Source organism: Kitasatospora sp. NPDC002965, from assembly GCF_040611255.1.
GTDB lineage: Bacteria > Actinomycetota > Actinomycetes > Streptomycetales > Streptomycetaceae > Kitasatospora.
This window is the reverse complement of record NZ_JBEXNT010000042.1, coordinates 1-22410: the sequence shown is the minus strand read 5'-3', so window position 1 is coordinate 22410 and position 22410 is coordinate 1. Positions and strand designations below refer to the sequence as shown.

Genomic DNA, 22410 nt, shown 5'->3' with positions numbered 1-22410 from the left:
CGGAGTGGCGGACGGCGGGGGCCTGCACTGGGTACCGTCTGCTGGTGCCCACTTGCTCGAAGCTCGCACGTGTGATCGCCGCGCCCGTCGCGGCCCTTCCGCTCCTCCTCGCCGCCCCGGCGGCCGTCGCGGCCCCGGCCGAACCACCGCCGCCGGCCGCGGTCGGCGGCGAACGGCTGGGCCTCCCCGGGGTCCAGGTGGCGCCACTGGCCGGCGCCCCGGCCCTGCCGGGCGATCTCACCGGGCAGTCCTGGATAGTCGCCGACGCGGCGTCCGGCGAGGTGCTGGCGGCCAGCAACCCGCATCTGCGGCTGGCCCCGGCCTCCACCCTCAAGATCCTCTTCGCCGACACCGTGCTGCCCAAGTTCGACCGCAACGCCGTGCACAAGGTCGCGGACGCGGAGATCCAGGGGATCGGCGCCGGCAGCTCCCTGGTCGGCATCAAGGAGGACCTGGAGTACCGGGTCGAGGACCTCTGGCGCGGGGTCTTCCTCAGCTCCGGCAACGACGCGGTGCACGTCCTCGCGCACATGAACGGCGGCGTCCAGCAGACCGTCGCCGAGATGCAGGCCCGGGCGGAGGCGCTCCAGGCCCGGGACACCCGGGTGGTCTCGCCGGACGGCTACGACTCGGAGGGCCAGGTCTCCTCGGCCTACGACCTGACCCTGTTCGCCCGCGCCGGGCTGCGCAACCCCGACTTCCGCGGGTACTGCGCCACCCGCGACACGCTGTTCCCCGGTGCGGTGGACAAGAACACCGGGCAGCGCGGCAGCTTCGGGATCGCCAACACCAACCGGCTGCTCGGCAAGTACCCCGGCCTGATCGGCGTGAAGAACGGTTTCACCACCAACGCCGGCTCCACCTTCGTCGGCGCCGCCGAGCGGGACGGCCGCACCCTGCTGGTGACGGTCATGCACCCGACCTCGTACCAGAAGGTCTACGACGAGACGGCGGCGCTGCTGGACTGGGGCTTCGCCGCGGCCGGCAAGGTCACCCCGGTCGGGAAGCTGGTCGAGGAGGGCGAGACCGCCGCACCGGTCCCGACCGGCCAGGCGGGCGGCGCCGCCGGCGCACCCGCACCGCCGCCGCACCCCTCGCCGGCCGCCACGGCCACCGCCGCGGACACGGCATCCGCCGCGCACGCCGGCGGCGACGGCGGCGGGCTCGGCCCGGTCGGCTGGATCGCCGTCGCGCTCGCCCTCACCTCGGGCGGCGCCGCCGGGCTGCTGCTGCTCAACCGGCGACGCGCCTCCGGCGGCTGAAACCCGTGACGGGGCCCGGTCTCACGTCCGGGGCCGGGCCTCCGTCGCGCCGCCGTCCGCTTCGCCCCCGCCCCCGGAGCCGCTCTCACGCCCGCCGTCCGTGCCGCCGTCCGTAGCGCCTCCGGCCGGGGCCTCCGCTCCGGCCTTCGTCGCTCCGGCCTTCGCTCCGGGCTTCGCCTGGTCGGCGGCCTGGTCGACGGCCTTGTCGGCGGCCTCGACCATCGCGCGGGCCCGCTCGCGGACCCGGTCCCGGGCGGCCTCCGGGTCGGCCGTCGCCGTCCAGGCCACGCAGTACATCAGCAGCCGGCAGACGAAGTTGATCCAGAGCAGCAGTGCCACCGGCACCCCGAAGGCGCCGTAGAGGCTCTTCCCCGCGACCGAGCCGAGGTAGGAGGAGAGCAGGATCTTCAGCAGCTCGAAGCCGACCGCACCGATCAGCGCCCCCTGCAGCACGACCCGCCGGCGCTGCCCGCCGATCCGCGCGAACGGCGCCAGCAGGTAGGCGAAGAGCAGCATCGCCGAGGCGACCGCGACCAGCAGGCCCACGCCGGTGAGCAGGTAGCCGCCGGGGCCGCCGCGGCCCAGGCCGATCCAGTCGGCGATCCGGCCGGCCAGCGTCGTCCCCGCGGCCGAGGCCCCCAGCGAGAACAGCGAGACCACGCCCAGGCCGCCCAGGACCAGACAGTCCCAGCCCTTGCGCAGCACCGGGTTGCCCTCCTCGTCGGGCAGCTGCCACACGTCCCGGATCGAGGTGCGCATGGTGTCCACCCAGCCGAGCCCGGAGAGCAGCAGGAGGACGCCGCTGACCAGCCCGACCGCGCCGGCGTTGGCCACCAGGGAGGGCAGGTTGAGCGCGTCCGAGATACCGGGCAGCTGCTCGGAGATGCGGTCCTGGACGTCCTGGACGCGGGCGTCGCTGAGGGTGGCGACGGCGATCGCCAGCGCCACCGTGAGCAGCGGGAAGAGCGCGAGGAAACCGAAGAAGGTGACCGCACCGGCCAGCCGGTTGCCGCGCACGGCGGTGAAGTGTTCGTAGGCACGGTACGGGCGGCTGTGCAGCACCCGTGCCACGAGCGGGCCGATCACCGGAAGGCGGGTCAGGAAGTCCACCCGTCCGGTTATACCGGCAGGTCGCCCGAATGGCCGTCAGACTCCCCGGCGCACCGGCAGGTCCGCCGACCCGTTCCGCGGGCGGAGCGTCAGCGCCGCACCAGCCGGCGGGCCCGGGCCAGTGCGCGGACCGCCTGGTAGGGGGTGTACCGGCCCTGGGCGAGCAGCTCGGTCCGGATCCCGGCCACCCCGGCGGGCGGGCGGTAGCCGGCCGGGCGGAGCCGGGCGCAGTGCGCGGCAGCGCGGCGGAAGAACTCGCGGCGGTCGCCGGGCGGGACCCGGCCGGGCCGGGAGACCACGGTGTTGAGGTGGTGCAGCATCCGGCCGTAGACCACCGGGCGCCAGTGGTCCAGCCCGGGGCGGCCGTCCAGGAAGGCGAAGACCAGGTCGTACTGGGCGAAGACGTCGAAGTGCCGGCGGCTCGCGGTGGCCAGGATGTTGCCGCCCTCCTGGCGCTGGCGGTAGTGCACGCCGACCCGGTCGAGCAGGGTGATGCTCCGCGCGGCGAGCAGCGCCGGGTACGTCCAGGGGGTGTCCTCGTAGTAGCCGGCCGGGAAGGTGAGGCCCTGCGCGGTGACGAAGTCGCGCCGGTAGGCCTTGTTCCAGACCACCTGGAGCAGGTCGAGGAGGTCCGGGCGGGCGGCGAGGTCGAAGACGGCCGGGGAGGCCGCGCCGAAGACGTGCGAGGAGGCGGCCCGGGTGATCCGGCCGTCGGCGTAGGTGCGGGCGTAGTCGTAGACGAGGACGTCCGGGTCGCCGCCGGCCGCGAGCCGGTCGTCGACGGCCTTGAGCAGGCCGGGGGTCATCGTGTCGTCGCTGTCCAGGAAGACCACGTAGTCGCCGGTGGCGACGTCGAGGCCGGCGTTGCGGGCCCGGCCGAGGCCGACGTTCTCCGGCAGGTGCAGCACCCGGACCCGCGGGTCGCGGACGGCGGCCGCGTCGAGCAGCGCGCCGCAGCCGTCCGGGGAGCGGTCGTCCACCGCGATCAGTTCGAGGTCCGGACCACCCTGGCCGAGCACCGAGTCGAGGCACTCGACGAGGTACTCCTCGACCTTGTGGACCGGAACGATCACGCTGAAGCGGGGCATGGGCACAGGGTAGTGGCCGACGGACCACGGTTGCCCGGGGGCCCCTTGGGCCGGACGGTAGGATCGACAGGCACGTACGCACCGATTCAAAGTGCGGTCAGACCCCGAACGGGCTGCCACGCTCCTTCCCGAGAAAGGCCTGCGTAGCCGATGGCTCCCCGCCTCTCCATCGTCGTCCCGATCTACAACGTCGAGCGCTACCTCGTGGAGTGTCTCGACTCGATCGCCGCCCAGACGTTCACCGACTTCGAGTGCGTCATGGTCGACGACGGTTCGAAGGACACCAGCGCCGCACTCGCCGAGGCCTACGCCGCCGAGGACTCGCGGTTCCGCCTGGTGCGTCAGGTCAACAAGGGCCTCGGCGCGGCCCGCAACACGGGCATCCGGCACATCGACCCGGACTCCGAGTTCCTCTGCTTCGTCGACAGCGACGACTCGATGCCGCCGAGCGCGTACGAGCTGATGATCAACACGCTCGACGAGACCGGCTCGGACTTCGCCACCGGCAACGTGCTGCGGTTCCGCGCGATCGGCTACTACCAGTCCGGCGGCCACAGCCGCCCGTTCGCGAAGACCGTGCTCAAGACGCACATCACCGAGATCCCCTCGCTGGTCACCGACCGCACCGCGTGGAACAAGGTGTACCGCCGCTCCTTCTTCGACGCGGCGGGCATCCTCTACCCCGAGGGCATCCTGTACGAGGACGCGCCGGTCAGCGTGCCGCACCACTACCTCGCCAAGAGCGTGGACGTGCTCTCCGAGCCGATCTACCACTGGCGGGAGCGCGAGGTCGGCGAGATGTCGATCACGCAGATGCGCACCAACCCGAAGGGCCTGATCGACCGCGTCACCTCGGTCGAGCTGGTCCGCGGCTGGCTGAAGAAGCAGACCGAGCCGCGCTTCGCCGAGTACCTGCGCACCTACGACGAGAACACCCTCGTCGAGGAGCTCCCGATGTTCTTCTGGTCCGTCGTGGACGGCGACAAGGAGTACCGGGACGCCTACGTGAAGTGCGTCAGCCGCCTCCTCCGGTCGATCGGCCCGGACCCGGTGAAGAAGCTCCGGGCGCCGCTGCGCCTGAAGTACCACCTGACCCTCCAGGGCCGGGTCGACGAGTTCGTCGAGCAGATCAAGTACGAGGGCGAGAGCAACGGCGGCGTCGTCGCCAAGGGCCTGCTGCGCCCGTACGCCGACTACCCGTTCCTGCGCGGCGGCCGCAAGAGCGTGCCGTCGAACCTGCTGAGCCTGCGCAACTCCACCGTCATCCGCAGCCGGCTCTACGGGTCGGCGTGGGAGGGCGGCCGGCTGCGGCTGACCGGGCACGCCTACCCGGAGCAGCTGGGCGCCGCCAACAAGCTCGACATGGTCCGCACGCTGGTGCTGCGCGAGACCAAGGGCCGCCGGGTCGTCGCCGTGCCGATGAAGACCCAGTACAGCCCCGAGGCCACCGCCACCAACCACCACGACCTGTACAACTGCGACTGGGCCGGCTTCACCGTCGCCCTCGACCCGGCGAAGCTCAAGCACCGGGGCCAGTGGAAGGACGGCAACTGGCGCGTCCTGGTGGCCGGCGCCGGCAAGGGCGGCGTCTACAAGGGCCGCATCTGGGCCGGCTGGGCGGACACCGCGCTGTACCTGCCCTCGCACTGGGTCGAGCCGGACGTCCGGATCGTGCCGTTCGTCCGCGACGGCAGCGTCTACGTCAGGGTCGAGAACGTCCAGGTCCGGGTGACCGGGCTGGCCGCGCACGGCAACACGGTCGAGATCTCCGGCGCCGCCCGCGCCGGCGTCCGGCTGGCCGGGGCGCGGCTGCGGCTGACCCACGTGGAGTCCGAGCGCGAGCTGTTCTTCCCGCTCTCGCAGGGCACCCCGGTCGGCACGCTCCAGCCGTTCCACATCTCCTTCCCGACGGCCGAGCTGACCGCCGTCCGCGAGGCCTGGGCGAAGCTGGACCCGATCGCCGAGGAGCGCGCCCGCGACCGCTGGGACGCCTCCCTGGAGCTGGCCAACGGCCTCAGCGTCCCGATCGCCCTGGACGACCGCAACGCCCCGGAGCAGCTCAACGTGCTGCTGAACCCCGAGGCCCCGGTCGCGGCGCAGCGCACGCTGTACTCCAAGCCCTCCCCCGGCGGCTACCTGCAGCTCTCCGACCAGCTGCTGCAGCCGGTGGTCCACGAGATCACCTCGCGCGGCGCGGACGGTTTCCTGCTCAGCGGCACCTTCCCGCTGCCCGGCAACCACCACTGGGAGCTGCTGGTCCGCCACCACTGGGGCGAGGAGCAGCACGTCTACCCGGTGGAGATCTCGGACGGCCGCTTCCGGACCGCGCTGCCGGCCGTGCCGACGGCCTCGTTCGCGGGCAACGCGCCGCTCGCGCAGGGCGGCTGGAACATCTCGTTCCGCCCGGCCGGCGTCGTCTACAACCCGGACATGAGCTCGTACGCGCTGATCGCGCCCGAGTGCTTCGGCTCGCTGCCGCTGGAGGTGGAGGCCCGCGGGAAGCGGATCGTGCTGGAGCGCCGCCACCACGACGGCCTGCAGCTGGAGTCGGAGAACATACTGCTTCCGGAGGAGCGCAGCGGCTGGCGCCAGCGCCAGCTGCGGAAGGTCGACTACCCGGCCGCCCGCCGGGCGCCGCTGCGCGACACGGTGCTGTACAACGTGGCGCTCGGCGGGCTCTACGCGGACTCGCCGCGGGCGATCCACGAGGAGCTGGTCCGCCGCGGCCTGCCGCTGGAGCACCTGTGGGGCAGTGACGACCTCCAGGCCGACCTGCCGCAGACGGCCGGCGCGGTCCGGCTCTGGAGCCCCGAGTGGTTCGAGACGCTGGCCACCGCGAAGTACATCGTGACCAGCGCGCACCTGCCGGACTTCTTCGTCCGCCGGCCCGGGCAGATCGTGCTGCAGACCTGGCACGGCACCCCGCTGAAGAACATCGGCCACGACTTCGAGAAGGTCTGGTTCACCGACGCGCACTACCTGAAGGGCCTCGCCAAGGAGGTCCCGAACTGGAACCTGCTGGTCGCGGGGAGCACCTGGGCGGCTCCGGTGCTGCGTCGCGCGTTCGACTTCAAGGGCGAGATCCTGGAGAGCGGTCTGCCGCGCAACGACCTGTTCTTCTCCCCCGACCGGGAGAAGACCGCCGAGCAGGTGCGCGAGCGGCTCGGCCTGCCCGAGGGCAAGAAGGTCGTGCTGTACGCGCCCACCTGGCGTGAGGACCGCCGCCGCCACTACGGCGGTTACCAGCTGAACCTGCAGCTGGACCTGGAGGCGGCGCAGGCCGCGCTGGCCGACGACCAGGTGCTGCTGGTCCGCCGGCACTCCAACGTGCGCGAGCCGATCCCGGGCGCCGGCAACGGCTACGTCTGGGACGTCAGCAGCTACCCGGACACCGCCGAGCTGCTGCTGGTCGCCGACGTGCTGGTGACGGACTACTCGGCGTCGGTCTTCGACTTCGCGGCGACCGGCAAGCCGATCCTGTTCTTCACCTACGACCTGGCGCACTACCGCGACAACCTGCGCGGGTTCTCGCTGCCGCTGGAGAAGGAGGCGCCCGGCCCGCTGCTGGCCACCTCCGAGGAGCTGGTCGCCGCGCTGGGCCGGGTGGACGAGGTGGCCGCGGAGAACGCCGACCGGTACGCGGCGTTCCGCGAGAAGTACTGCGACCTGGACGACGGCCAGGCCGCCGCCCGGGTGGTGGACGCGATGCTGAGCCGCGAGGCGTAGCCGCCGCGGTCCGCGGAAAAGGGCGCCCGACGCGAACATCGCGTCGGGCGCCCTTTTCCGTGGGAACCGCAGAAAACGCATTCTCCGAGAGAACTCCCAGGCAATATTCAGGTAAACATTTAATTGACTTCAGGAATCATTTCCCGGTAACTTCGCGATTTCTTGCCGAGAAAGGTTCGTGGAAGATGACTGTCCTCACCCGGCTCGTCCTCCCGCACGCCGCACCCCGCTCCGGCGAACCGTCACCCGGGGACGACGAGGACGCCGCCTTCGGGCTGCTGCGCGCCCGCTGGACCGCCCGGGGCCTCGAACTCACCGGCTACGCCCGCCCGGACGACCGGGACACCGCCCGCCCCGGCTCGGCCTGGACCTGGCTCACCCTGCGTCGCGACGACCACGAACCGCCCCTCCACCTCCCCACCCGGCCGCGCCGCATTCCCGAGATCACCGACGACGCCGCCCACCCCGACCACAACAACGACTGGGCCGGCTTCACCGCCCTGGTCGAACCCCGCCGGCTCCGCCCCGGCGACGACTGGCTGCTCGGCGACTGGACCGTCGAGGCCACCCTCTTCACCCGCCCCCGCCCCACCCGGCTGCGCCGGCAGTACGGCGCCCTCGGCGCCCACTGGTGCGGCTCCGGCGAGTACCCGCCGGCCCGCTGGGTCGACCACGACGTCCGGCTCCAGCCGCACTTCGCCGACGGCCCGCTGAGCCTGCGGCTGGAACGCCCCGGCGCCCGCCTCACCGGCGCCGACCCGGCGGCGGACGGGCTGCGGCTGCGCGGCGCCACCACCACCCCCTGCCCGGCCGGCACCGTGCTGCGACTGCGCCACCGCGAGAGCGGCGCCGTCCTGATCCACCCGGTCACCACCTCCGGGCGGTCCCTCGCCGTCCACCTGCCGTACCGGCCGTTCACCGCCGACGGGCGCGGCGGCCCGGAGCCGGAGCACTGGGAACCGGAGCTGCTCCGCCCCGACGGCTCCGCCGGACCACTCGTCCTCGACGAGCGCCACGGCCCGGTCGCCGGCCAGCACCGGCTGCCCGGCACCGACGACCGGGCGCTCTACCTCAAGCACCTCGCCGACGGCCGGCTCCAGCTCTGCGTCCAGCCCGCCGCCGGCTACGTCGAACGGCTCGCCGTCCGGAGCGGCGGCTTCGAGCTCACCGGCCACTGCCCCGCCCCCGGACCGCTGGAACTGGTGCTGCGGCACAGCGGCACCGGCAGCGAGATCCGCCGGCCGGTCGACCTCGGCCCCGACCACCGGTTCCTGGTCCGGCTGCCCGCCACCCGCACCGGCTCCGACGGCACCGAACTGCCGCTGCGCAAGGGACTCTGGGAGGCCGCCCTCCACCCGGTCGGACGGCCCGGCCCCGCGCGCCCGCTGATCGCCGCCCCCGCCGTCCTGGCCGCCCTGCCGGCCGCCGCCCGGGCCGGCGGCAAGCGCGTCCTGCTCCAGCGGCGCTGGCACGACACCCTGCTGCTCGACTCCACGCCCGTCCTCACCGCCACCGAGCGCAGCGCCTGGACCCAGGCCCGCCAGCGCTCCGCCGGCTACCCCGCCGCCCGCCGCGAGCCACTGCGCGAGACCGTGCTGTACGACGTCTTCGGCGGGCGCGGCTACGCCGACTCGCCACGGGCCGTGCACGCCGAACTCGTGCGCCGGGGAGCCCCGTTGGAACACCTCTGGGTGATCGACGACGGCCAGGCCGAGCTGCCGCCCGGGGTCCGGGCGGTGCGGGTCTGGAGCCCCGAGTGGTACCGGGCCCTGGCCACCAGCCGGTACCTGGTCGGCAACACGCACTTCCCGGACTTCCTGCGCCGCCGCCCCGGCCAGGTCGTCGTCCAGACCTGGCACGGCGCCCCGCTCAAGCGGATCGCCCACGACGTCGACAACCCCTGGCTCGCCGACCACGGCTACCTCGACGCGCTCGCCCGGGAGACCCCGCAGTGGAGCCTGCTGGTCTCACCCAGCGGCTTCGCCACCCCTCACCTGCGCCGGGCCTTCCGCTACCGCGGCGAGATCCTGGAGTCCGGCTACCCCCGCAACGACCTGCTGGCCCGGCCCGACACCGCACGGGCCGCCGCCGTCCGCCACCGGCTCGGCGTCCCGGACGGCCGGCGGGTGGTGCTGTACGCGCCGACCTGGCGGGAGGACCAGCAGCGCCCGGACGGCGACGGCTTCCGGCTCGACCTGCGGCTCGACCTCGACCGGGCCCGGGAGGCGCTCGGCCGCGACCACGTCCTGCTGGTCCGCCAGCACGCGCACGTCCGCGAGCCGCTGGCGGGCGACCGGGACGGCTTCGTGCGGGACTGCGGCGACTACCCGGACGTGCAGGACCTGCTGCTGATCGCCGACGTGCTGGTCACGGACTACTCGTCCGTCATGTTCGACTTCGCGGTCACCGGCCGCCCGATGCTCTTCTTCACCTACGACCTGGCGCACTACCGGGACACCCTGCGCGGCTTCACCTTCGACTTCGAGTCGCAGGCCCCCGGGCCGCTGCTCGACGACTCCGACCAGGTGGTCGCGGCGCTGCGCGGACTGGCCGACGACGGCGGGCTGCCCGCCGGGCACGCCGAGCGCCACCGGCGCTTCCGGGACGTCCACTGCGCGCTGGACGACGGCGGCGCCGCGGGCCGGGTGGTCGACCGGATGCTCGGACTCGGACGCGCTCAGCCGAAGTCGTAGGCCCGCCAGGGCCGCCAGACCTCGTCGTCGTCGAAGCGGGAGAGACTGAACCCCGGCACCGGGAACGCCGCCCGGAACGACCGCGCCTGCTCGTACGCCTGGTCCAGCACGTCGTCGGCGAGCCCGTGGGCCACCGTCACGTGGGGGTGGTACGGGAACGCCAGCTCCCGGGCCAGCGGGCCGGAGCGGATGTCCGCCTCCAGCAGCCGGCACTCCTGCTCGCCCTCCTCGACCCGGACGAAGACCACCGGGGAGACCGGGCGGAAGGAGCCGGAGCCGCGCAGCACCATCCGGAACGACCGGTGCGCGCCCGCCACCGCCGCCAGGTGCTCCTCGATCTTCGGCAGCGCCTCGGCCGGCACCTCCGTCGGCGGCAGCAGGGTGACGTGCGTGGGTATCGACCGGGCCAGCGGGTCGCCGTGCCCGGCCCGCGCGTCCTGGATCGCCGAGCCGTACGGATCCGGGACGCTCACGGACACGCCGATGGTGACGGTCCCGGGAAGACCGCCACCACCGGGCAGGCTCGTCAGCGGAGTCACCGCTTGGTGGCCGGAAGGAAGCCGATCCGGTCGTACACCGTCTCCAGCGTCCGCGACGCCACGTCACGGGCCTTCTCCGCGCCCAGCGCGAGAACGCGGTCCAGCTCGGCCGGGTCGTCCAGGAAGCCCCGGGTGCGCTGCTGGAACGGCGTCACCCAGTCGGCGAACAGCTCCGCCAGCTCGGTCTTCAGGGCGCCGTACATCTTGCCCTCGAAGTGCGCGACCAGCTGGTCGATCGACTGGCCGCTGAGCGCCGAGTGGATCCGCAGCAGGTTGGAGACGCCGGCCTTCTCCTCCTCGTCGTAGGAGACGACCGTGCCGGTGTCGGTGACGGCGCTCTTGAACTTCTTGGCGCTCGCCTTCGGCTCGTCGAGCAGGTTCACCAGGCCCTTGGCGGAGGAGGCGGACTTGCTCATCTTGGCGCCCGGGTCCTGGAGGTCCAGGATCTTGGCCGTCTCCTTGAGGATGTACGGCTTCGGCACGGTGAAGGTCGGGCTGTAGCGGGTGTTGAACCGCTCGGCGAGGTCGCGGGTGAGCTCCAGGTGCTGGCGCTGGTCCTCACCGACCGGGACGGCGTCCGCCTGGTAGAGCAGGATGTCGGCGATCTGCAGGACCGGGTAGGTGAAGAGGCCGACCGAGGTGCCGGCGGCGCCCTGCTTGGCCGACTTGTCCTTGAACTGGGTCATCCGGGAGGCCTCGCCGAAGCCGGTGAGGCAGTTCATCACCCAGCCGAGCTGCGCGTGCTCGGGCACGTGCGACTGGATGAACAGGGTGCAGCGCTCGGGGTCCAGCCCGGCGCCGAGGAGCTGGGCGGCGGAGACCCGGGTGTTCTCGCGCAGCGTCGCCGGATCCTGCTCGACCGTGATCGCGTGCAGGTCGACCACCATGTAGAAGGCGTCGTTGTCCTCCTGCAGGTCGACCCACTGGCGCACCGCGCCGAGGTAGTTGCCGAGGTGGAACGAGCCGGAGGTGGGCTGGATCCCGGAGAGAACCCGGGGACGGTCCTTGACCGGACCAGTGACCGCTGCGTTGACCATGCGGGCCATTGTTCCAGTTCCACCGACCGGTCAGGAAACCTCTGCCCCCGGCGGTTCCGTCAGTGTGACCGCACTCACCCCGACCCGGGCGATCCGCCGGCCCTCCACCTTGGCCACCGTCAGCAGCACCTCCTCCCCCGGACCGGCCGGGATCCGGACCGCGTCGCCGTCGACGGGCAGCCGGCCCAGCGCGGCCACCAGGCAGCCGGCCACCGTCTCGTACGGGCCCTCGGGGAGCGTGACGCCGGTCTCCTCGGCGAAGTCGCCCAGGTTCAGCAGGCCGTCCAGTTCCATGCCGCCGCCGGCCAGCCGGCGGGTGGTGGTCGGCTCCTGGCTGTCGTACTCGTCACGGATCTCGCCGATCACCTCCTCCACCAGGTCCTCCAGGGTGACGATGCCGGCAGTGCCGCCGTACTCGTCGACCACGATCGCCAGGTGGTGGCCCTCGCGACGCATCTCGCCCATCGCCGCCAGCACCCGCTTGGTGCCGGGCAGCAGCTTCACCGGGCGGGCCAGGTCACGGACCTTGGCGGCCCGTTCGCCGCGGGCGCCGTACAGGTCGCGGACGTGGACGAAGCCGGTCACGGCGTCGTAGCTGCCCTCGACCACGGGGTAGCGGGAGTGCGGGGAGGTGCCCGCCTGCTCGCGGACCTCGGCCAGCGGGCGCTCGGCGTCCAGGAAGGTCACCTCGGTGCGCGGGACCATCACCTCGCGCAGCTGGCGCTCGCCGGCGGCGAACACGTCCGCGATCAACGTCCTTTCGTCGCTGCCGAGTTCGGTGTTGGCCGCGACCAGGCCACGGAGCTCCTCGGAGCTCATCGAGCCGCGCCCCGCGGTCGGATCGCCGCCGAACAGCCGGACCATCAGGTCGGTGGAGTGACCGAGCAGCCAGATCACCGGCCGCAGCACCACCGACATGACGTCCACCACGGGCGCGGCCAGCACCGCGATGGAGTCGGCCCGCTGGAGGCCGATCCGCTTCGGGGTGAGCTCGCCGAGCACCAGCGAGACGTAGCTGATCAGCAGGGTGAGACCGACCAGCGCGGTGGCGTCGGCCACCCCCGCGGAGAGCCCCGCCCGGACGAAGAGCGGAGCCACCTTGCCGGCCAGCGTGTCGGCGCCGAACGCGGCCGAGAGGAAGCCCATGCAGGTGACGCCGACCTGGACGGCGGCCAGGAAGCGGTTCGGGTCGGCCGCGAGGTGCGCGGCCCGGGCGGCCCGCCGGGTGCCCCGGGCCCCCAGCGTCCGGATCTGGCCCTCGCGCAGCGAGATCAGCGAGATCTCGGCGACGTTGAACAGGCCGCCCAGGGCGATGAAGACGAGGACGAGCGCGGCGTCCTCGATGGTTTCGTTCACAGCGGGTCAGTGTAGGACCGGGCGGCGCCGGGACGGCCGCGTCGCGCCGCCTCCCGGGCGGCGGCCGGAGGCGCGACGGCCGGACGCGCGACGGCCCGCCGCCTCCGGTGCGGAGGGGGCGGGCCGTCGCGGAGCACTGCGGGGCGGACTCAGATGAGGCCGAGCTCCTGGACCGCGTCGCGCTCCTCGACCAGCTCCTGGACCGAGGCGTTGATCCGGCCACGGGAGAAGTCGGAGATCTCCAGGCCCTGGACGATCTCGAACGCGCCGTCCTTGGTGGTGACCGGGAAGGACGAGATCAGACCGGCCGGCACGCCGTAGGAGCCGTCGGAGACGACACCCATGGAGGTCCAGTCGCCCGCGGCGGTGCCGTTGACCCAGGTGTGGACGTGGTCGATGGCGGCGTTGGCGGCCGAGGCGGCCGAGGAGGCGCCACGGGCCTCGATGATGGCCGCGCCGCGCTTGGCGACGGTCGGGATGAAGTCGTTCTCCAGCCAGGCCTGGTCGGCACCGACGGCCTCGAAGGCCGGCTTGCCGGCGATCTCGGCCTGGAAGATGTCCGGGTACTGGGTGGCGGAGTGGTTGCCCCAGATGGTGACGCGCTTGATGTCGGAGACCAGGGTGCCGGTCTTGGCCGACAGCTGGCCGACCGCCCGGTTGTGGTCCAGACGGGTCATCGCGGTGAAGCGCTCGGCCGGCACGTCCGGGGCGTTGCGCTGGGCGATCAGGGCGTTGGTGTTGGCCGGGTTGCCGACGACCAGGACCTTGATGTCGTCCGCGGCGTTGTCGTTGATGGCCTTGCCCTGCGGACCGAAGATGCCGCCGTTGGCCTGCAGCAGGTCGCCGCGCTCCATGCCGGCGGTGCGCGGACGGGCGCCGACCAGCAGCGCGACGTTGGCGCCGTCGAAGGCCTCGTTCGGGTTGTCCGTGATCTTGATGTCGCGCAGCAGCGGGAACGCGCAGTCCACGAGCTCCATGGCGGTGCCCTCGGCGGCCTTGAGGCCCTGCGGGATCTCCAGGAGGCGGAGGTTCACCGGTACGTCGGCACCGAGCAGGTGGCCCGAGGCGATGCGGAAGAGCAGCGCGTAGCCGATCTGGCCGGCGGCTCCGGTGATGGTGACATTGACGGGGGTGCGGGTCATTTCTACCTTCTCCAGCAAATCGCCAGGTGCCCCAGGCACGTTCGGCGCGCCGGAGCCGAGGACGGTCTCTCGACATCGAGAGAACCGGCGTCAGGGTATCGCAAAGGGAAGCGTACGCCGCGGTCGCGGTCCCGGCTGGTGGGTCACGGACGACGACGGCCCCCGCCCGACGGGTCGGGCGGGGGCCGTGACGCCGCCCTGCGGGCGGCTCGGCGCGGTGGACGGCTCAGCGTCGTGGACGGCCGATCAGCTGGCCGATGTTGTCCAGCAGCGGCAGCTCCAGCCACGGGTTGGGCTGGGCCACCAGGGTCAGCAGCACGATCGACAGACCCAGGAAGGTCAGCACGATCACGTCGGTGAACCGGCTGCGGACCGCCAGCATGCCGACCTCGGGCAGCGCCAGCCGGAGCAGCGCGCCGAGCAGCACCCCGCCGCCGATGATCAGCAGCCCGTACTTGAAGCCGTCCTCGAAGTCCGCGAACCAGGTGACCGCGAGGCCGGCGCCGACCACCAGCAGGACCAGTGTTATCGGCCACTGCCGGACCGGCAGTGCGTGCTCACGGCCCAGCGCGGCCGCCGAGCCCTCGGGGGGCAGGGTGCCGGTGGTCTTGACCGGCCTGCGCCTGGTCCGCCGCGGTTCGCTCATCGTTCTCCGCCCTCGGGGTCAGCTGCCGGCGCGGCGCTCGGCCGCCACGACGATGTTGTTCAGCAGCATGGCGCGGGTCATCGGCCCCACACCGCCGGGGTTCGGGGAGATCCAGCCGGCCACCTCGGCCACGCCGGGGTGCACGTCGCCGACGATCTTGCCCTCGCTGCGGCTGACACCGACGTCCAGCACGGCCGCGCCGGGCTTGACGTCCTCCGGCTTGACCAGGTGCGGCACGCCCGCGGCGGCCACCACGATGTCGGCCTTCCGCAGGTGGTAGGCCAGGTCACGGGTGCCGGTGTGGCAGAGCGTGACGGTGGCGTTCTCGGAGCGGCGGGTCAGCAGCAGGCCGATCGAACGGCCGACGGTGACGCCGCGGCCGATCACGACCACCTCGGCACCGTCGATGGCCACGTCGTGGCGGCGCAGCAGCTCGACGATGCCGAGCGGGGTGCACGGCAGCGGGCCCTCGATGCCGAGCGCGAGCCGGCCGAGCGAGGTCGGGTGCAGGCCGTCCGCGTCCTTGTCCGGGTCCATCAGCTCCAGGACGGGGTTCTGGTCGAGGCCCTTGGGCAGCGGCAGCTGGACGATGTAGCCGGTGCAGGCCGGGTCGGCGTTGAGCTCGCGGACGACGTTCTCGACGTCCTCCTGGGTGGCCGTGGCGGGCAGCTCGCGCTGGATCGAGGCGATGCCGACCTCCGCGCAGTCGCGGTGCTTGCCGTTGACGTACCAGCGGCTGCCCGGGTCGTCGCCGACCAGGACGGTACCGAGGCCCGGCGTGACGCCCTTCGTCTTGAGGACCGCCACGCGGGCGGCGAGTTCGGACTTGATCGCGGCCGCGGTGGCCTTGCCATCGAGAATCTGCGCAGTCATGGCCCCATTCTCCCGGATCCCCGCAACCGTCCGCGCCACGGCCTCGTCGCCGTCCGGCCCACGGCTCCCGAGCCGCCGGCGGCACCGCCCCCGGCACCGCCCCTGACATCGGTCCGGGCACCGGTCCGGTCCCGTCCGGCCCCGTCCGGCCCCGTCCGCGCCGTGGCCGCGGCACCGCCGGTGACTCGGACCCGGGCCGTCGGGGCCCCGGGCGGCCCCTCGGCAGGCCCGCGGCGGGCCCGTCCCGCGCTCCCGCGGGCCCGGGACGGGCACGGAACGTGCGGGTCACATTGCGGTTCCGCCACAGTCCGGTCCGACGCGCGGGCGCGGCTGGACAGCGCACGGCCGCCCGGTTGACGATGAGCGGGCATTCCCCGCCGCATCCGGCCCGGTGACGGGCCGACGGACAGACCCGGCGGGGGCGTACCCGGGGGAAGAACAGAGTGAGCCGACCAGATCGCACCGCGCCGACGACGACCTACCGCCGACGCGGGCCGCAGCCCGCCGCAGGGCCGTCACGCCCCCTGTTCGCACCGTCCCCCCGGTCCTGAATCGGGGCGCACGCCGGGCTGTTCACGCCCCCGGTGTCAGTGCGCTCCGCTAGCGTCCCGTCCGACCGGCCACCCGATCCACCGGTCCGATCCGGGTCCTCCGCTGTCCCGTCCCCACCGTCCCCATCTGCCCGGAGGCATCGATGAGCTACCCGCCCGACCCGAACAACCCGTACAACCAGCCCCAGCAGCCGCAGCAGCCGCCGCAGGCCGGTTACGGCTACCCGCAGCAGGCCCCGCCGGCCGCCGGTTACGGCTACCCGCAGCAGCCGCCGCAGCAGCCGGCCTACGGCGTGCCGCAGCAGCAGGCGTACGCGTACGCGCCGGCGCCGGGCACCCTCCAGGCGAACAACGGCTACATCAGCATCGCCCAGCTGGGCACGGTGAAGCTCGCCACCATGGGCCAGCGGTTCCTCGCCCGCCTGATCGACGGCCTCGCGATCGGCGCGGTCATCGCGCTGGTGATGGCGCTCGGCCTGGCCAGCGCGCTGGGCATCGCCAAGGAGGCCGACGACTGCAGCACCTACCGCTACGGCAGCGCCTCGTACAACGACTGCCTCCAGCAGAACCAGGACGCCGCCGCCGGCTTCCTCGCCACCATGATGATCATGATCGGCGTGCTGTCGGTGTTCAACCTGCTGTACGAGTGGCTGATGGTCTCCTTCGCCGGCGCCACCCTGGGCAAGCTGGCCCTGGGCCTGCGCGTGGTCAAGGAGAACACCGGTCAGGTCCCCGGCCTGGGCGGCGGCTTCATCCGCTTCATCATCCCGATCGTCGGCGCCTTCCTCTGCTACATCGGCGCCGTGCTGGTCTACCTGTCGCCGTTCTTCGACAACTCCGGGAAGCTGCAGGGCTGGCACGACCGTGCCGCCGGCACCCTGGTGATCAAGAAGTAACGCGCGCCCGCACCACGCACGACGGAGCGGCCCGGCCCCCTCACCGGAGGGGGCCGGGCCGCTCTGCCGTTCCGTCAGCCGTCCCGGTGGCGCGGCGTCACGCGCCGGGGCGTCAGTGGAAGAAGTGCCGGGTACCGGTGAGGTACATGGTCACGCCCGCCTCGGCGGCCGCCGCGACGACCTCCTCGTCCCGGATCGAACCGCCCGGCTGGACGATCGCCCGGACACCGGCGGCGATCAGGATCGCCGGCCCGTCCGCGAACGGGAAGAACGCGTCGGAGGCCGCGTACGAGCCCTTGGCCCGCTCGCCGGCCCGCTCGACCGCGAGCTTGCAGGAGTCCACCCGGTTGACCTGGCCCATGCCCACGCCCACCGAGGCGCCGTCCTTGGCCAGCAGGATCGCGTTCGACTTGACGGCCCGGCAGGCCCGCCAGGCGAAGGCCAGCTCGGCCAGCTCGGCCTCGGAGAGCGCCTCGCCGGTGGCCAGCGTCCAGGTCGCCGGGTCGTCGCCCTCGGCGTGCACCCGGTCGGCGTCCTGGAGCAGCACGCCACCGGAGATCTGGCGCACCTCCTGGCGGACGGCCGGGGCCTCGGGGGCCAGCAGCACCCGCAGGTTCTTCTTGCGGGCCAGAACCTCGACGGCGCCGTCCTCGTAACCGGGGGCCACCACGACCTCGGTGAAGATCGGGGCGATCTGCTCGGCCAGCGCCACGGTGACCGGGCGGTTCACGGCGATCACGCCGCCGTACGCCGAGGCCGGGTCGCACTCGTGCGCCTTGCGGTGCGCCTCGGCGACGTCGGCGCCGACCGCGATGCCGCACGGGTTGGCGTGCTTGATGATCGCGACGGCCGGCTCCGCGTGGTCGTGCGCGGCGCGGCGGGCGGCATCGGTGTCGACGTAGTTGTTGTACGACATCTCCTTGCCGTGCAACTGCTGCGCGCCGGCCAGGCCGCCGGTGCCGTCGGTGTAGAGCGCGGCGCCCTGGTGCGGGTTCTCGCCGTAGCGGAGCACGTTCTGGCGCTCGAAGGTGGAGCCGAGGAAGGCCGGGAACGCGTCCTCGGTCTCGGTGTAGCCGGAGGTCTCGAACCAGTCGGCCACCGCGACGTCGTAGGCCGCGGTGTGGGCGAAGGCCCGGGCGGCCAGCCGCTTGCGGGTCAGCAGGTCGAAGCCGCCGGACTGCACGGCCGCGAGCACGTCGGCGTAGCGGGCCGGGTCGACCACGACGGCCACCGAGGGGTGGTTCTTGGCGGCGGCGCGGACCATGCTCGGGCCGCCGATGTCAATCTGCTCGACGCACTCGTCCGGGGTGGCGCCGGAGGCGACGGTCGCCTTGAACGGGTAGAGGTTCACCACGACCAGGTCGAAGGGCTCGACGCCCAGCTCGACCAGCTGCTCACGGTGCGACTCCAGCCGCAGGTCGGCCAGCACGCCGGCGTGCACGCGCGGGTGCAGCGTCTTCACGCGCCCGTCCAGGCACTCCGGAAAGCCCGTCAGCTCGGAGACCTCGGTCACCGGGACGCCCGCGGCGGCGATCCGGCCGGCGGTGGAACCGGTGGAGACGATGGCGACCCCGGCGGCGTGCAGGCCCCGGGCCAGCTCCTCCAGACCGGTCTTGTCGTACACGCTGATCAGGGCGCGGCGGATCGGACGGACGTCCTCGGAGACAACGGGCGTGGTGGGAGCGGCGCTCATGCCGGAATCCATACCTTTCGGTCCTCGATGCGGTGACCCTCGCGGGCCAGCCGGCCCACGACGTCGACGAGCAGCTTGCGCTCGACAGTCTTGATGCGCTCGTGCAGCGCGTCGCCGCCATCGGCGTGGTCGGCGTCGAGAACCTCCACGACGCCCTGCGCGATGATCGGCCCGGTGTCGACGCCGGCGTCGACGAAGTGGACGGTGCAGCCGGTGACCTTCACCCCGTACGCCAGCGCGTCGGTGACGCCGTGGGCGCCGGGGAAGGCGGGCAGCAGCGCGGGGTGGGTGTTGACGATCCGCCCGGCGAAGGCCGCGATGAACTCGGGGCCGAGGATCTTCATGAAGCCGGCCGTGACGACCAGGTCCGGCTCGTACGCCCGCACCGAGTCGGTCAGCGCGCGGTCCCAGCCGGCCCGGTCCGCGAAGTCCTTCACCCGGTGCACGAAGACCGGCAGACCGGCACGCCCGGCACGCTCCAGCCCGGCGATGCCGTCGCGGTCCGCACCCACGGCGAGGATCTCGGCGCCGAACTGCGGGTCGGCGGCGGCGTCGATCAGGGCCTGCAGATTGGTGCCGGAGCCCGAGACCAGCACCACCAGACGGGCCGGTCCGGGCGTGCGGGGCGGGAAGAGCTGAGCGGGGGCGGCGGCCACTGCGCGATTCTCCGTAGGTCGGTCGCCGTCCGCTGGTACGTCCACCGGCGGTGGGGCCACTACGAACGGCAGGTCGAGCGAGGGGGAACTCCGAGAAAACCCGCCGCGACGCGGGAGCCCGGGGAACCCGTGCGAGCTGCTGACCGTCACCACGATAACGGCTGGTCGGACGGCCTCCGAAACGCCCACTCGGGCTACGCGCGTAGCTGAGACCGGGATCTCGCCGGGCCGCCCGCCCGGCCCGGTCGGCCTCCGACGGCAGGCCGCCGAAGCCTCCCGCGTACGCCTGCGGGATCATAGGGTGGCGCGGGCATCCGCCCACCGACCGAGAAGGAATGGCCGAACCATGAGCAGCGGAGACGACACCGGCGAGCGCAACCCCTTCGCGCCGCCGCCGGCGGATGCCCCTGACCAGCCGTGGCGGCCGCGAGCTCCCCGCCCGAACGGGGGCGCCGACCGGCCCGACGGCCAGGACGGCGAGCCGGACGAGCGCCCGCTCGTCCCGCCGCCGCACCCGTGGAGCCCCGGCTACCAGGGCGGCGGCCGGAACCCCCGCCCGTCGGCACCCCAGCCGCCCAAGCTCGACCCGAACGACCCGGCCCAGCGCCGGGCCCGCAACGCCGCCCTGGCCGGCATGATCTCGCTGGTCTGCGCCTTCGCGTCGCTGCACTACGTCGCGCTGTTCGTCGGCGCGCTCGCCGTCTTCTGGGGCGTCTCCGCCATGCGGGCCCCCAAGCAGAGCTCCGGCGCGGGTACGGCGGGCGGGGGATCGGCCGGTCAGGCGCCGTCGGAGCCCTCCACGCCCAACCCCCTGACCCCGGCCGCCCTGGCCGGCATCCTCACCGGGGCGATGACGGTGGTCTTCGTCTCCTCGGTGCTCGGTCTCGCGGTCTACTACAACGACTACGTCACCTGCGTCCAGGACTCGCTGACCTCCAGCGCGGTCGACGGCTGCGACAAGCTCGCACCGCAGTGGTACGTGGACATCACCAAGACGAGCGAGTAGGCGGCACCCGGCCGGCGGCCGGCGCTCGTTGCGGCGCGGCCCTCGGTCGAGGTCGGACGGTCGGAGGTCCGAGGGCCGGCGGTCGGAGGGCCCGGCGGTCGGAGGGCGGACGGCCGTCCGCGGTCGGCGTCCGGCGGCAGGGGGTCGATGCCGGGACGCCGGCACCGGCCCGTTCCGGCCGGTCCCTGCCGCGACTCACTCCGTGCGGCCCGCCCGGCCGGACAACCGGACCACCGCGGCGTACGACCGGGCGCGCAGCAGCAGCGCGCCCCGGCGCGCGGTGAGGACGAGCGCGCCGGTCCCGGTCCGCCCGGCGGACGCCCGCAGGGCGCGCCCCCGGGTCACCAACGCGATCGGACCCGCCACCACCGCCACCCAGACCGTCGCGGCCAACCCCGTCGACCACGGCACCGGGCCGAGCCAGGCCATCCGCCCGCCCGCCAGCGCCCCGCCGGAGAGCCAGCCGAGCAGCGCCGCCCCGCCGCCGGTCAGCAGTGCGACCGCCAGCACCGCCGTCACCGTGGCGGACGCGTGCCACGGCGGCCTCGGACCCGGCCCGGTCTCCTCGCCCCGCCTCCGTTCCGGCGCCCCCGCTGCCGCCTCGGCCTCCGCCGGGCCCTCCGGGCGTCCGCCGGCCGCCGCCACCCGGCCCAGCAGGAGCCCCGGCACCACCCCCGCCGCCACGGGCAGCAGGCAGACCAGCAGCCGCCAACCGCCCGCCCCCGGGTCCGGCAGCAGCGCGAGCAGCGGGAACTCCGGCACCGGCCCGAGGACCGTCCGCGTCGGCGCGGCCACCGCTCCCGTGCCCACCGCGAACCCCGGCCCGAGCGCGTACGCCGCACCCCACAGCACCGCGTTCGGCAGCAGCAGCACGCCGAGCAGCACCGTCCCCGCGACCGCCGCCGGGCCACCCGCCAGTGCCGCCGCCGGACGATCGCCGCCGTCCATCGCTGCCAACAGAGCCGCCCCGGCCAGCACCGCCGAGCCCGCCGCCAGCAGCCCCGCCCCGGCCGCCAGCACCGCCACCCGGACCGTCTCCGCTCCCCCCACCGGACGAATCACCGCCGGCGGCCGGACCGGCCCCGGCAACCGGGCCAGCACGCGCTCCCACGCACCCGACGGCAGCCGCACCGGCTCCCCGCGACGGGCACCCGCCGCCGTCGCCGCTCCGGCCAGTGCCGCGACGACCAGCAGATCCGGCAGCACCCGCGCGCGGAACTCCCCCGCACCCGCGCACTGCGCCACCACCCCGACCGCCACCGCGCAGTAACCGGCCCAGACCGCGAACGCGCCGCCCCGCCGGCTCCGCCCCGCCCCGCCGGCTCCCGTCCGCCTCCCCACCCGCGCACCCGCGCGGTACAGCTGGACCGTCGTCAGCAGTCCGAGCAGCAGCGGGGTCACCGTCAGCGGCGCCTCGGCCGCCCCGCGCAGCACCGGCGCCCCGTGTCCGAGCAGCCAGAGCGCCCCCGCCAGTCGCACCGCCCCGGTCGCACCGTCGTCCGCGTACGGGGTCACCACCCAGAGCCCGAGCACCGGGACGGCGACGGCGGCCAGCCCGATCAGGGCGGTCCGGACCCCCGCCAGCAGGGCGGACAACACCGGTCTGGCGCCCAGTTCGCCCGGCACTTCGAGAATCGGACGGCCCATCAGCTGCGTCATGCGGCTCATCGTGCCAAGGCGACTCGCCATGCTCCGTGAAGAGGCAAACCGCCGGGGTGTCCCAGATTATTGGCTTATGCGCATTTTCAGACCCTGCCCTCACGCCGCCGCCACCGACCCGGCCCGGAGCGTCTGATGACCAAGCCCCCGACCGCCGAGCGCCCCGCCAGCCAGCCGACCCCCCCACCCGCACCGCAGAACGCCGGCGCGAAAGGCCGCCCCGGCAAGGCCAAGGCCGGACGCGGCCGGTCCGGGACCGCCAAGGCCCCGCCGAAGGAGACGCCCCCGGGAACCGCGCCGCAGGAGGAGGCCGCCCGGCTGCTCGGCCGGTTGACGGCCCGTGAGGCCGAGGCCTTCGCCCACCTCGCGGCCGGCCGGTCAGGTTGGCCCACTGCAAGTCTCCGTGCCCGGTGGTGCGCTCGACCGTCGAGGAGGTTTTCCCGAAGTACCTCGGTATCCCGGCCCCCTCGACGGTCG

Annotated in this window: 15 protein-coding genes and 1 pseudogene; 5 read left to right on the top strand and 11 right to left on the bottom strand. The window is 73.7% G+C overall.

Annotation, left to right across the window (positions count from 1 at the left end; all coding sequences use genetic code 11):
* Positions 1–176: 176 nt before the first annotated feature.
* On the top strand, positions 177–1262 hold the full coding sequence (locus ABZY91_RS18510; protein ID WP_355403612.1) for a D-alanyl-D-alanine carboxypeptidase: 1086 nt from the start codon (positions 177–179) through the stop codon (positions 1260–1262).
* Positions 1263–1283: 21 nt separating this feature from the next.
* On the opposite strand, the gene ABZY91_RS18505 is transcribed toward ABZY91_RS18510, so the two are convergent.
* Both ABZY91_RS18505 and ABZY91_RS18500 read right to left on the bottom strand, forming a co-directional pair.
* Positions 1284–2372, bottom strand: a complete 1089-nt coding sequence (locus ABZY91_RS18505) for a YihY/virulence factor BrkB family protein (RefSeq protein ID WP_355403550.1) — start codon at positions 2370–2372, stop codon at positions 1284–1286.
* Positions 2373–2605: 233 nt separating this feature from the next.
* A pseudogene (locus ABZY91_RS18500) lies at positions 2606–3460 on the bottom strand (glycosyltransferase); the annotation flags it as partial.
* A 150-nt stretch (positions 3461–3610) separates the two neighbouring features.
* On the opposite strand from ABZY91_RS18500, the gene ABZY91_RS18495 reads away from it, so the two are divergent.
* Both ABZY91_RS18495 and ABZY91_RS18490 read left to right on the top strand, forming a co-directional pair.
* Complete coding sequence (locus tag ABZY91_RS18495) at positions 3611–7186, top strand: CDP-glycerol glycerophosphotransferase family protein (protein WP_329885317.1); 3576 nt, start codon at positions 3611–3613, stop codon at positions 7184–7186.
* 185 nt (positions 7187–7371) lie between these two features.
* Positions 7372–9879, top strand: coding sequence for a CDP-glycerol glycerophosphotransferase family protein (locus ABZY91_RS18490; protein ID WP_355403548.1), 2508 nt, complete (start codon positions 7372–7374; stop codon positions 9877–9879).
* Here the strand turns inward: ABZY91_RS18490 and ABZY91_RS18485 are convergent.
* The 6 genes from ABZY91_RS18485 to ABZY91_RS18460 all read right to left on the bottom strand — a co-directional run bounded on the left by ABZY91_RS18485 (position 9864) and on the right by ABZY91_RS18460 (position 15472).
* Positions 9864–10352, bottom strand: coding sequence for a 2'-5' RNA ligase family protein (locus ABZY91_RS18485; protein WP_329885319.1), 489 nt, complete (start codon positions 10350–10352; stop codon positions 9864–9866). The genes ABZY91_RS18490 and ABZY91_RS18485 overlap by 16 nt on opposite strands.
* Positions 10353–10414: 62 nt before the next feature.
* Complete coding sequence (trpS, locus tag ABZY91_RS18480; protein ID WP_355403546.1) at positions 10415–11455, bottom strand: tryptophan--tRNA ligase; 1041 nt, start codon at positions 11453–11455, stop codon at positions 10415–10417.
* Between the two features lie 30 nt (positions 11456–11485).
* A complete protein-coding gene (locus tag ABZY91_RS18475) occupies positions 11486–12811 on the bottom strand; it encodes a hemolysin family protein (protein WP_355403544.1) in 1326 nt (441 codons plus the stop codon).
* A 149-nt stretch (positions 12812–12960) separates the two neighbouring features.
* Positions 12961–13953: a malate dehydrogenase gene (locus ABZY91_RS18470; protein ID WP_329885322.1), complete on the bottom strand. Its 993-nt coding sequence runs from the start codon at positions 13951–13953 to the stop codon at positions 12961–12963.
* A gap of 226 nt (positions 13954–14179) precedes the next feature.
* Positions 14180–14599, bottom strand: a complete 420-nt coding sequence (locus tag ABZY91_RS18465; RefSeq protein ID WP_329885323.1) for a DUF3017 domain-containing protein — start codon at positions 14597–14599, stop codon at positions 14180–14182.
* An 18-nt stretch (positions 14600–14617) separates the two neighbouring features.
* A complete protein-coding gene (locus ABZY91_RS18460; protein WP_329885324.1) occupies positions 14618–15472 on the bottom strand; it encodes a bifunctional methylenetetrahydrofolate dehydrogenase/methenyltetrahydrofolate cyclohydrolase in 855 nt (284 codons plus the stop codon).
* A 694-nt stretch (positions 15473–16166) separates the two neighbouring features.
* Between ABZY91_RS18460 and ABZY91_RS18455 the strand changes: the two genes are divergently transcribed.
* Positions 16167–16919 carry an RDD family protein gene (locus ABZY91_RS18455; RefSeq protein ID WP_329885325.1) on the top strand — a complete coding sequence of 251 codons (753 nt, stop codon included), beginning with the start codon at positions 16167–16169 and terminating at the stop codon, positions 16917–16919.
* A gap of 112 nt (positions 16920–17031) precedes the next feature.
* On the opposite strand, the gene purH is transcribed toward ABZY91_RS18455, so the two are convergent.
* The gene (gene purH, locus ABZY91_RS18450) at positions 17032–18612 is read right to left on the bottom strand and encodes a bifunctional phosphoribosylaminoimidazolecarboxamide formyltransferase/IMP cyclohydrolase (RefSeq protein ID WP_355403541.1); all 1581 of its coding nucleotides are present in this window, start codon (positions 18610–18612) and stop codon (positions 17032–17034) included.
* A complete protein-coding gene (gene purN / locus ABZY91_RS18445) occupies positions 18609–19268 on the bottom strand; it encodes a phosphoribosylglycinamide formyltransferase (RefSeq protein ID WP_355403539.1) in 660 nt (219 codons plus the stop codon). The genes purH and purN overlap by 4 nt, the downstream gene beginning before the upstream one ends.
* 346 nt (positions 19269–19614) lie before the next feature.
* On the opposite strand from purN, the gene ABZY91_RS18440 reads away from it, so the two are divergent.
* On the top strand, positions 19615–20274 hold the full coding sequence (locus tag ABZY91_RS18440) for a hypothetical protein (protein WP_329885328.1): 660 nt from the start codon (positions 19615–19617) through the stop codon (positions 20272–20274).
* A 195-nt stretch (positions 20275–20469) separates the two neighbouring features.
* On the opposite strand, the gene ABZY91_RS18435 is transcribed toward ABZY91_RS18440, so the two are convergent.
* Positions 20470–21933, bottom strand: coding sequence for a DUF6350 family protein (locus ABZY91_RS18435; RefSeq protein WP_355403537.1), 1464 nt, complete (start codon positions 21931–21933; stop codon positions 20470–20472).
* Between the last annotated feature and the right edge of the window lie 477 nt (positions 21934–22410).

Bases quoted from the DNA above. Each gene is read 5' to 3' on its own strand.
- ABZY91_RS18495 (WP_329885317.1), top strand. From the start codon at position 3,611: ATGGCTCCCCGCCTCTCCATCGTCGTCCCGATCTACAACGTCGAGCGC.
- ABZY91_RS18490 (WP_355403548.1), top strand. From the start codon at position 7,372: ATGACTGTCCTCACCCGGCTCGTCCTCCCGCACGCCGCACCCCGCTCC.
- trpS (WP_355403546.1), bottom strand. From the start codon at position 11,455: ATGGTCAACGCAGCGGTCACTGGTCCGGTCAAGGACCGTCCCCGGGTT.
- ABZY91_RS18470 (WP_329885322.1), bottom strand. From the start codon at position 13,953: ATGACCCGCACCCCCGTCAATGTCACCATCACCGGAGCCGCCGGCCAG.
- ABZY91_RS18465 (WP_329885323.1), bottom strand. From the start codon at position 14,599: ATGAGCGAACCGCGGCGGACCAGGCGCAGGCCGGTCAAGACCACCGGC.
- ABZY91_RS18460 (WP_329885324.1), bottom strand. From the start codon at position 15,472: ATGACTGCGCAGATTCTCGATGGCAAGGCCACCGCGGCCGCGATCAAG.
- ABZY91_RS18455 (WP_329885325.1), top strand. From the start codon at position 16,167: ATGAGCTACCCGCCCGACCCGAACAACCCGTACAACCAGCCCCAGCAG.
- purH (WP_355403541.1), bottom strand. From the start codon at position 18,612: ATGAGCGCCGCTCCCACCACGCCCGTTGTCTCCGAGGACGTCCGTCCG.
- ABZY91_RS18440 (WP_329885328.1), top strand. From the start codon at position 19,615: ATGAGCAGCGGAGACGACACCGGCGAGCGCAACCCCTTCGCGCCGCCG.
- ABZY91_RS18435 (WP_355403537.1), bottom strand. From the start codon at position 21,933: ATGACGCAGCTGATGGGCCGTCCGATTCTCGAAGTGCCGGGCGAACTG.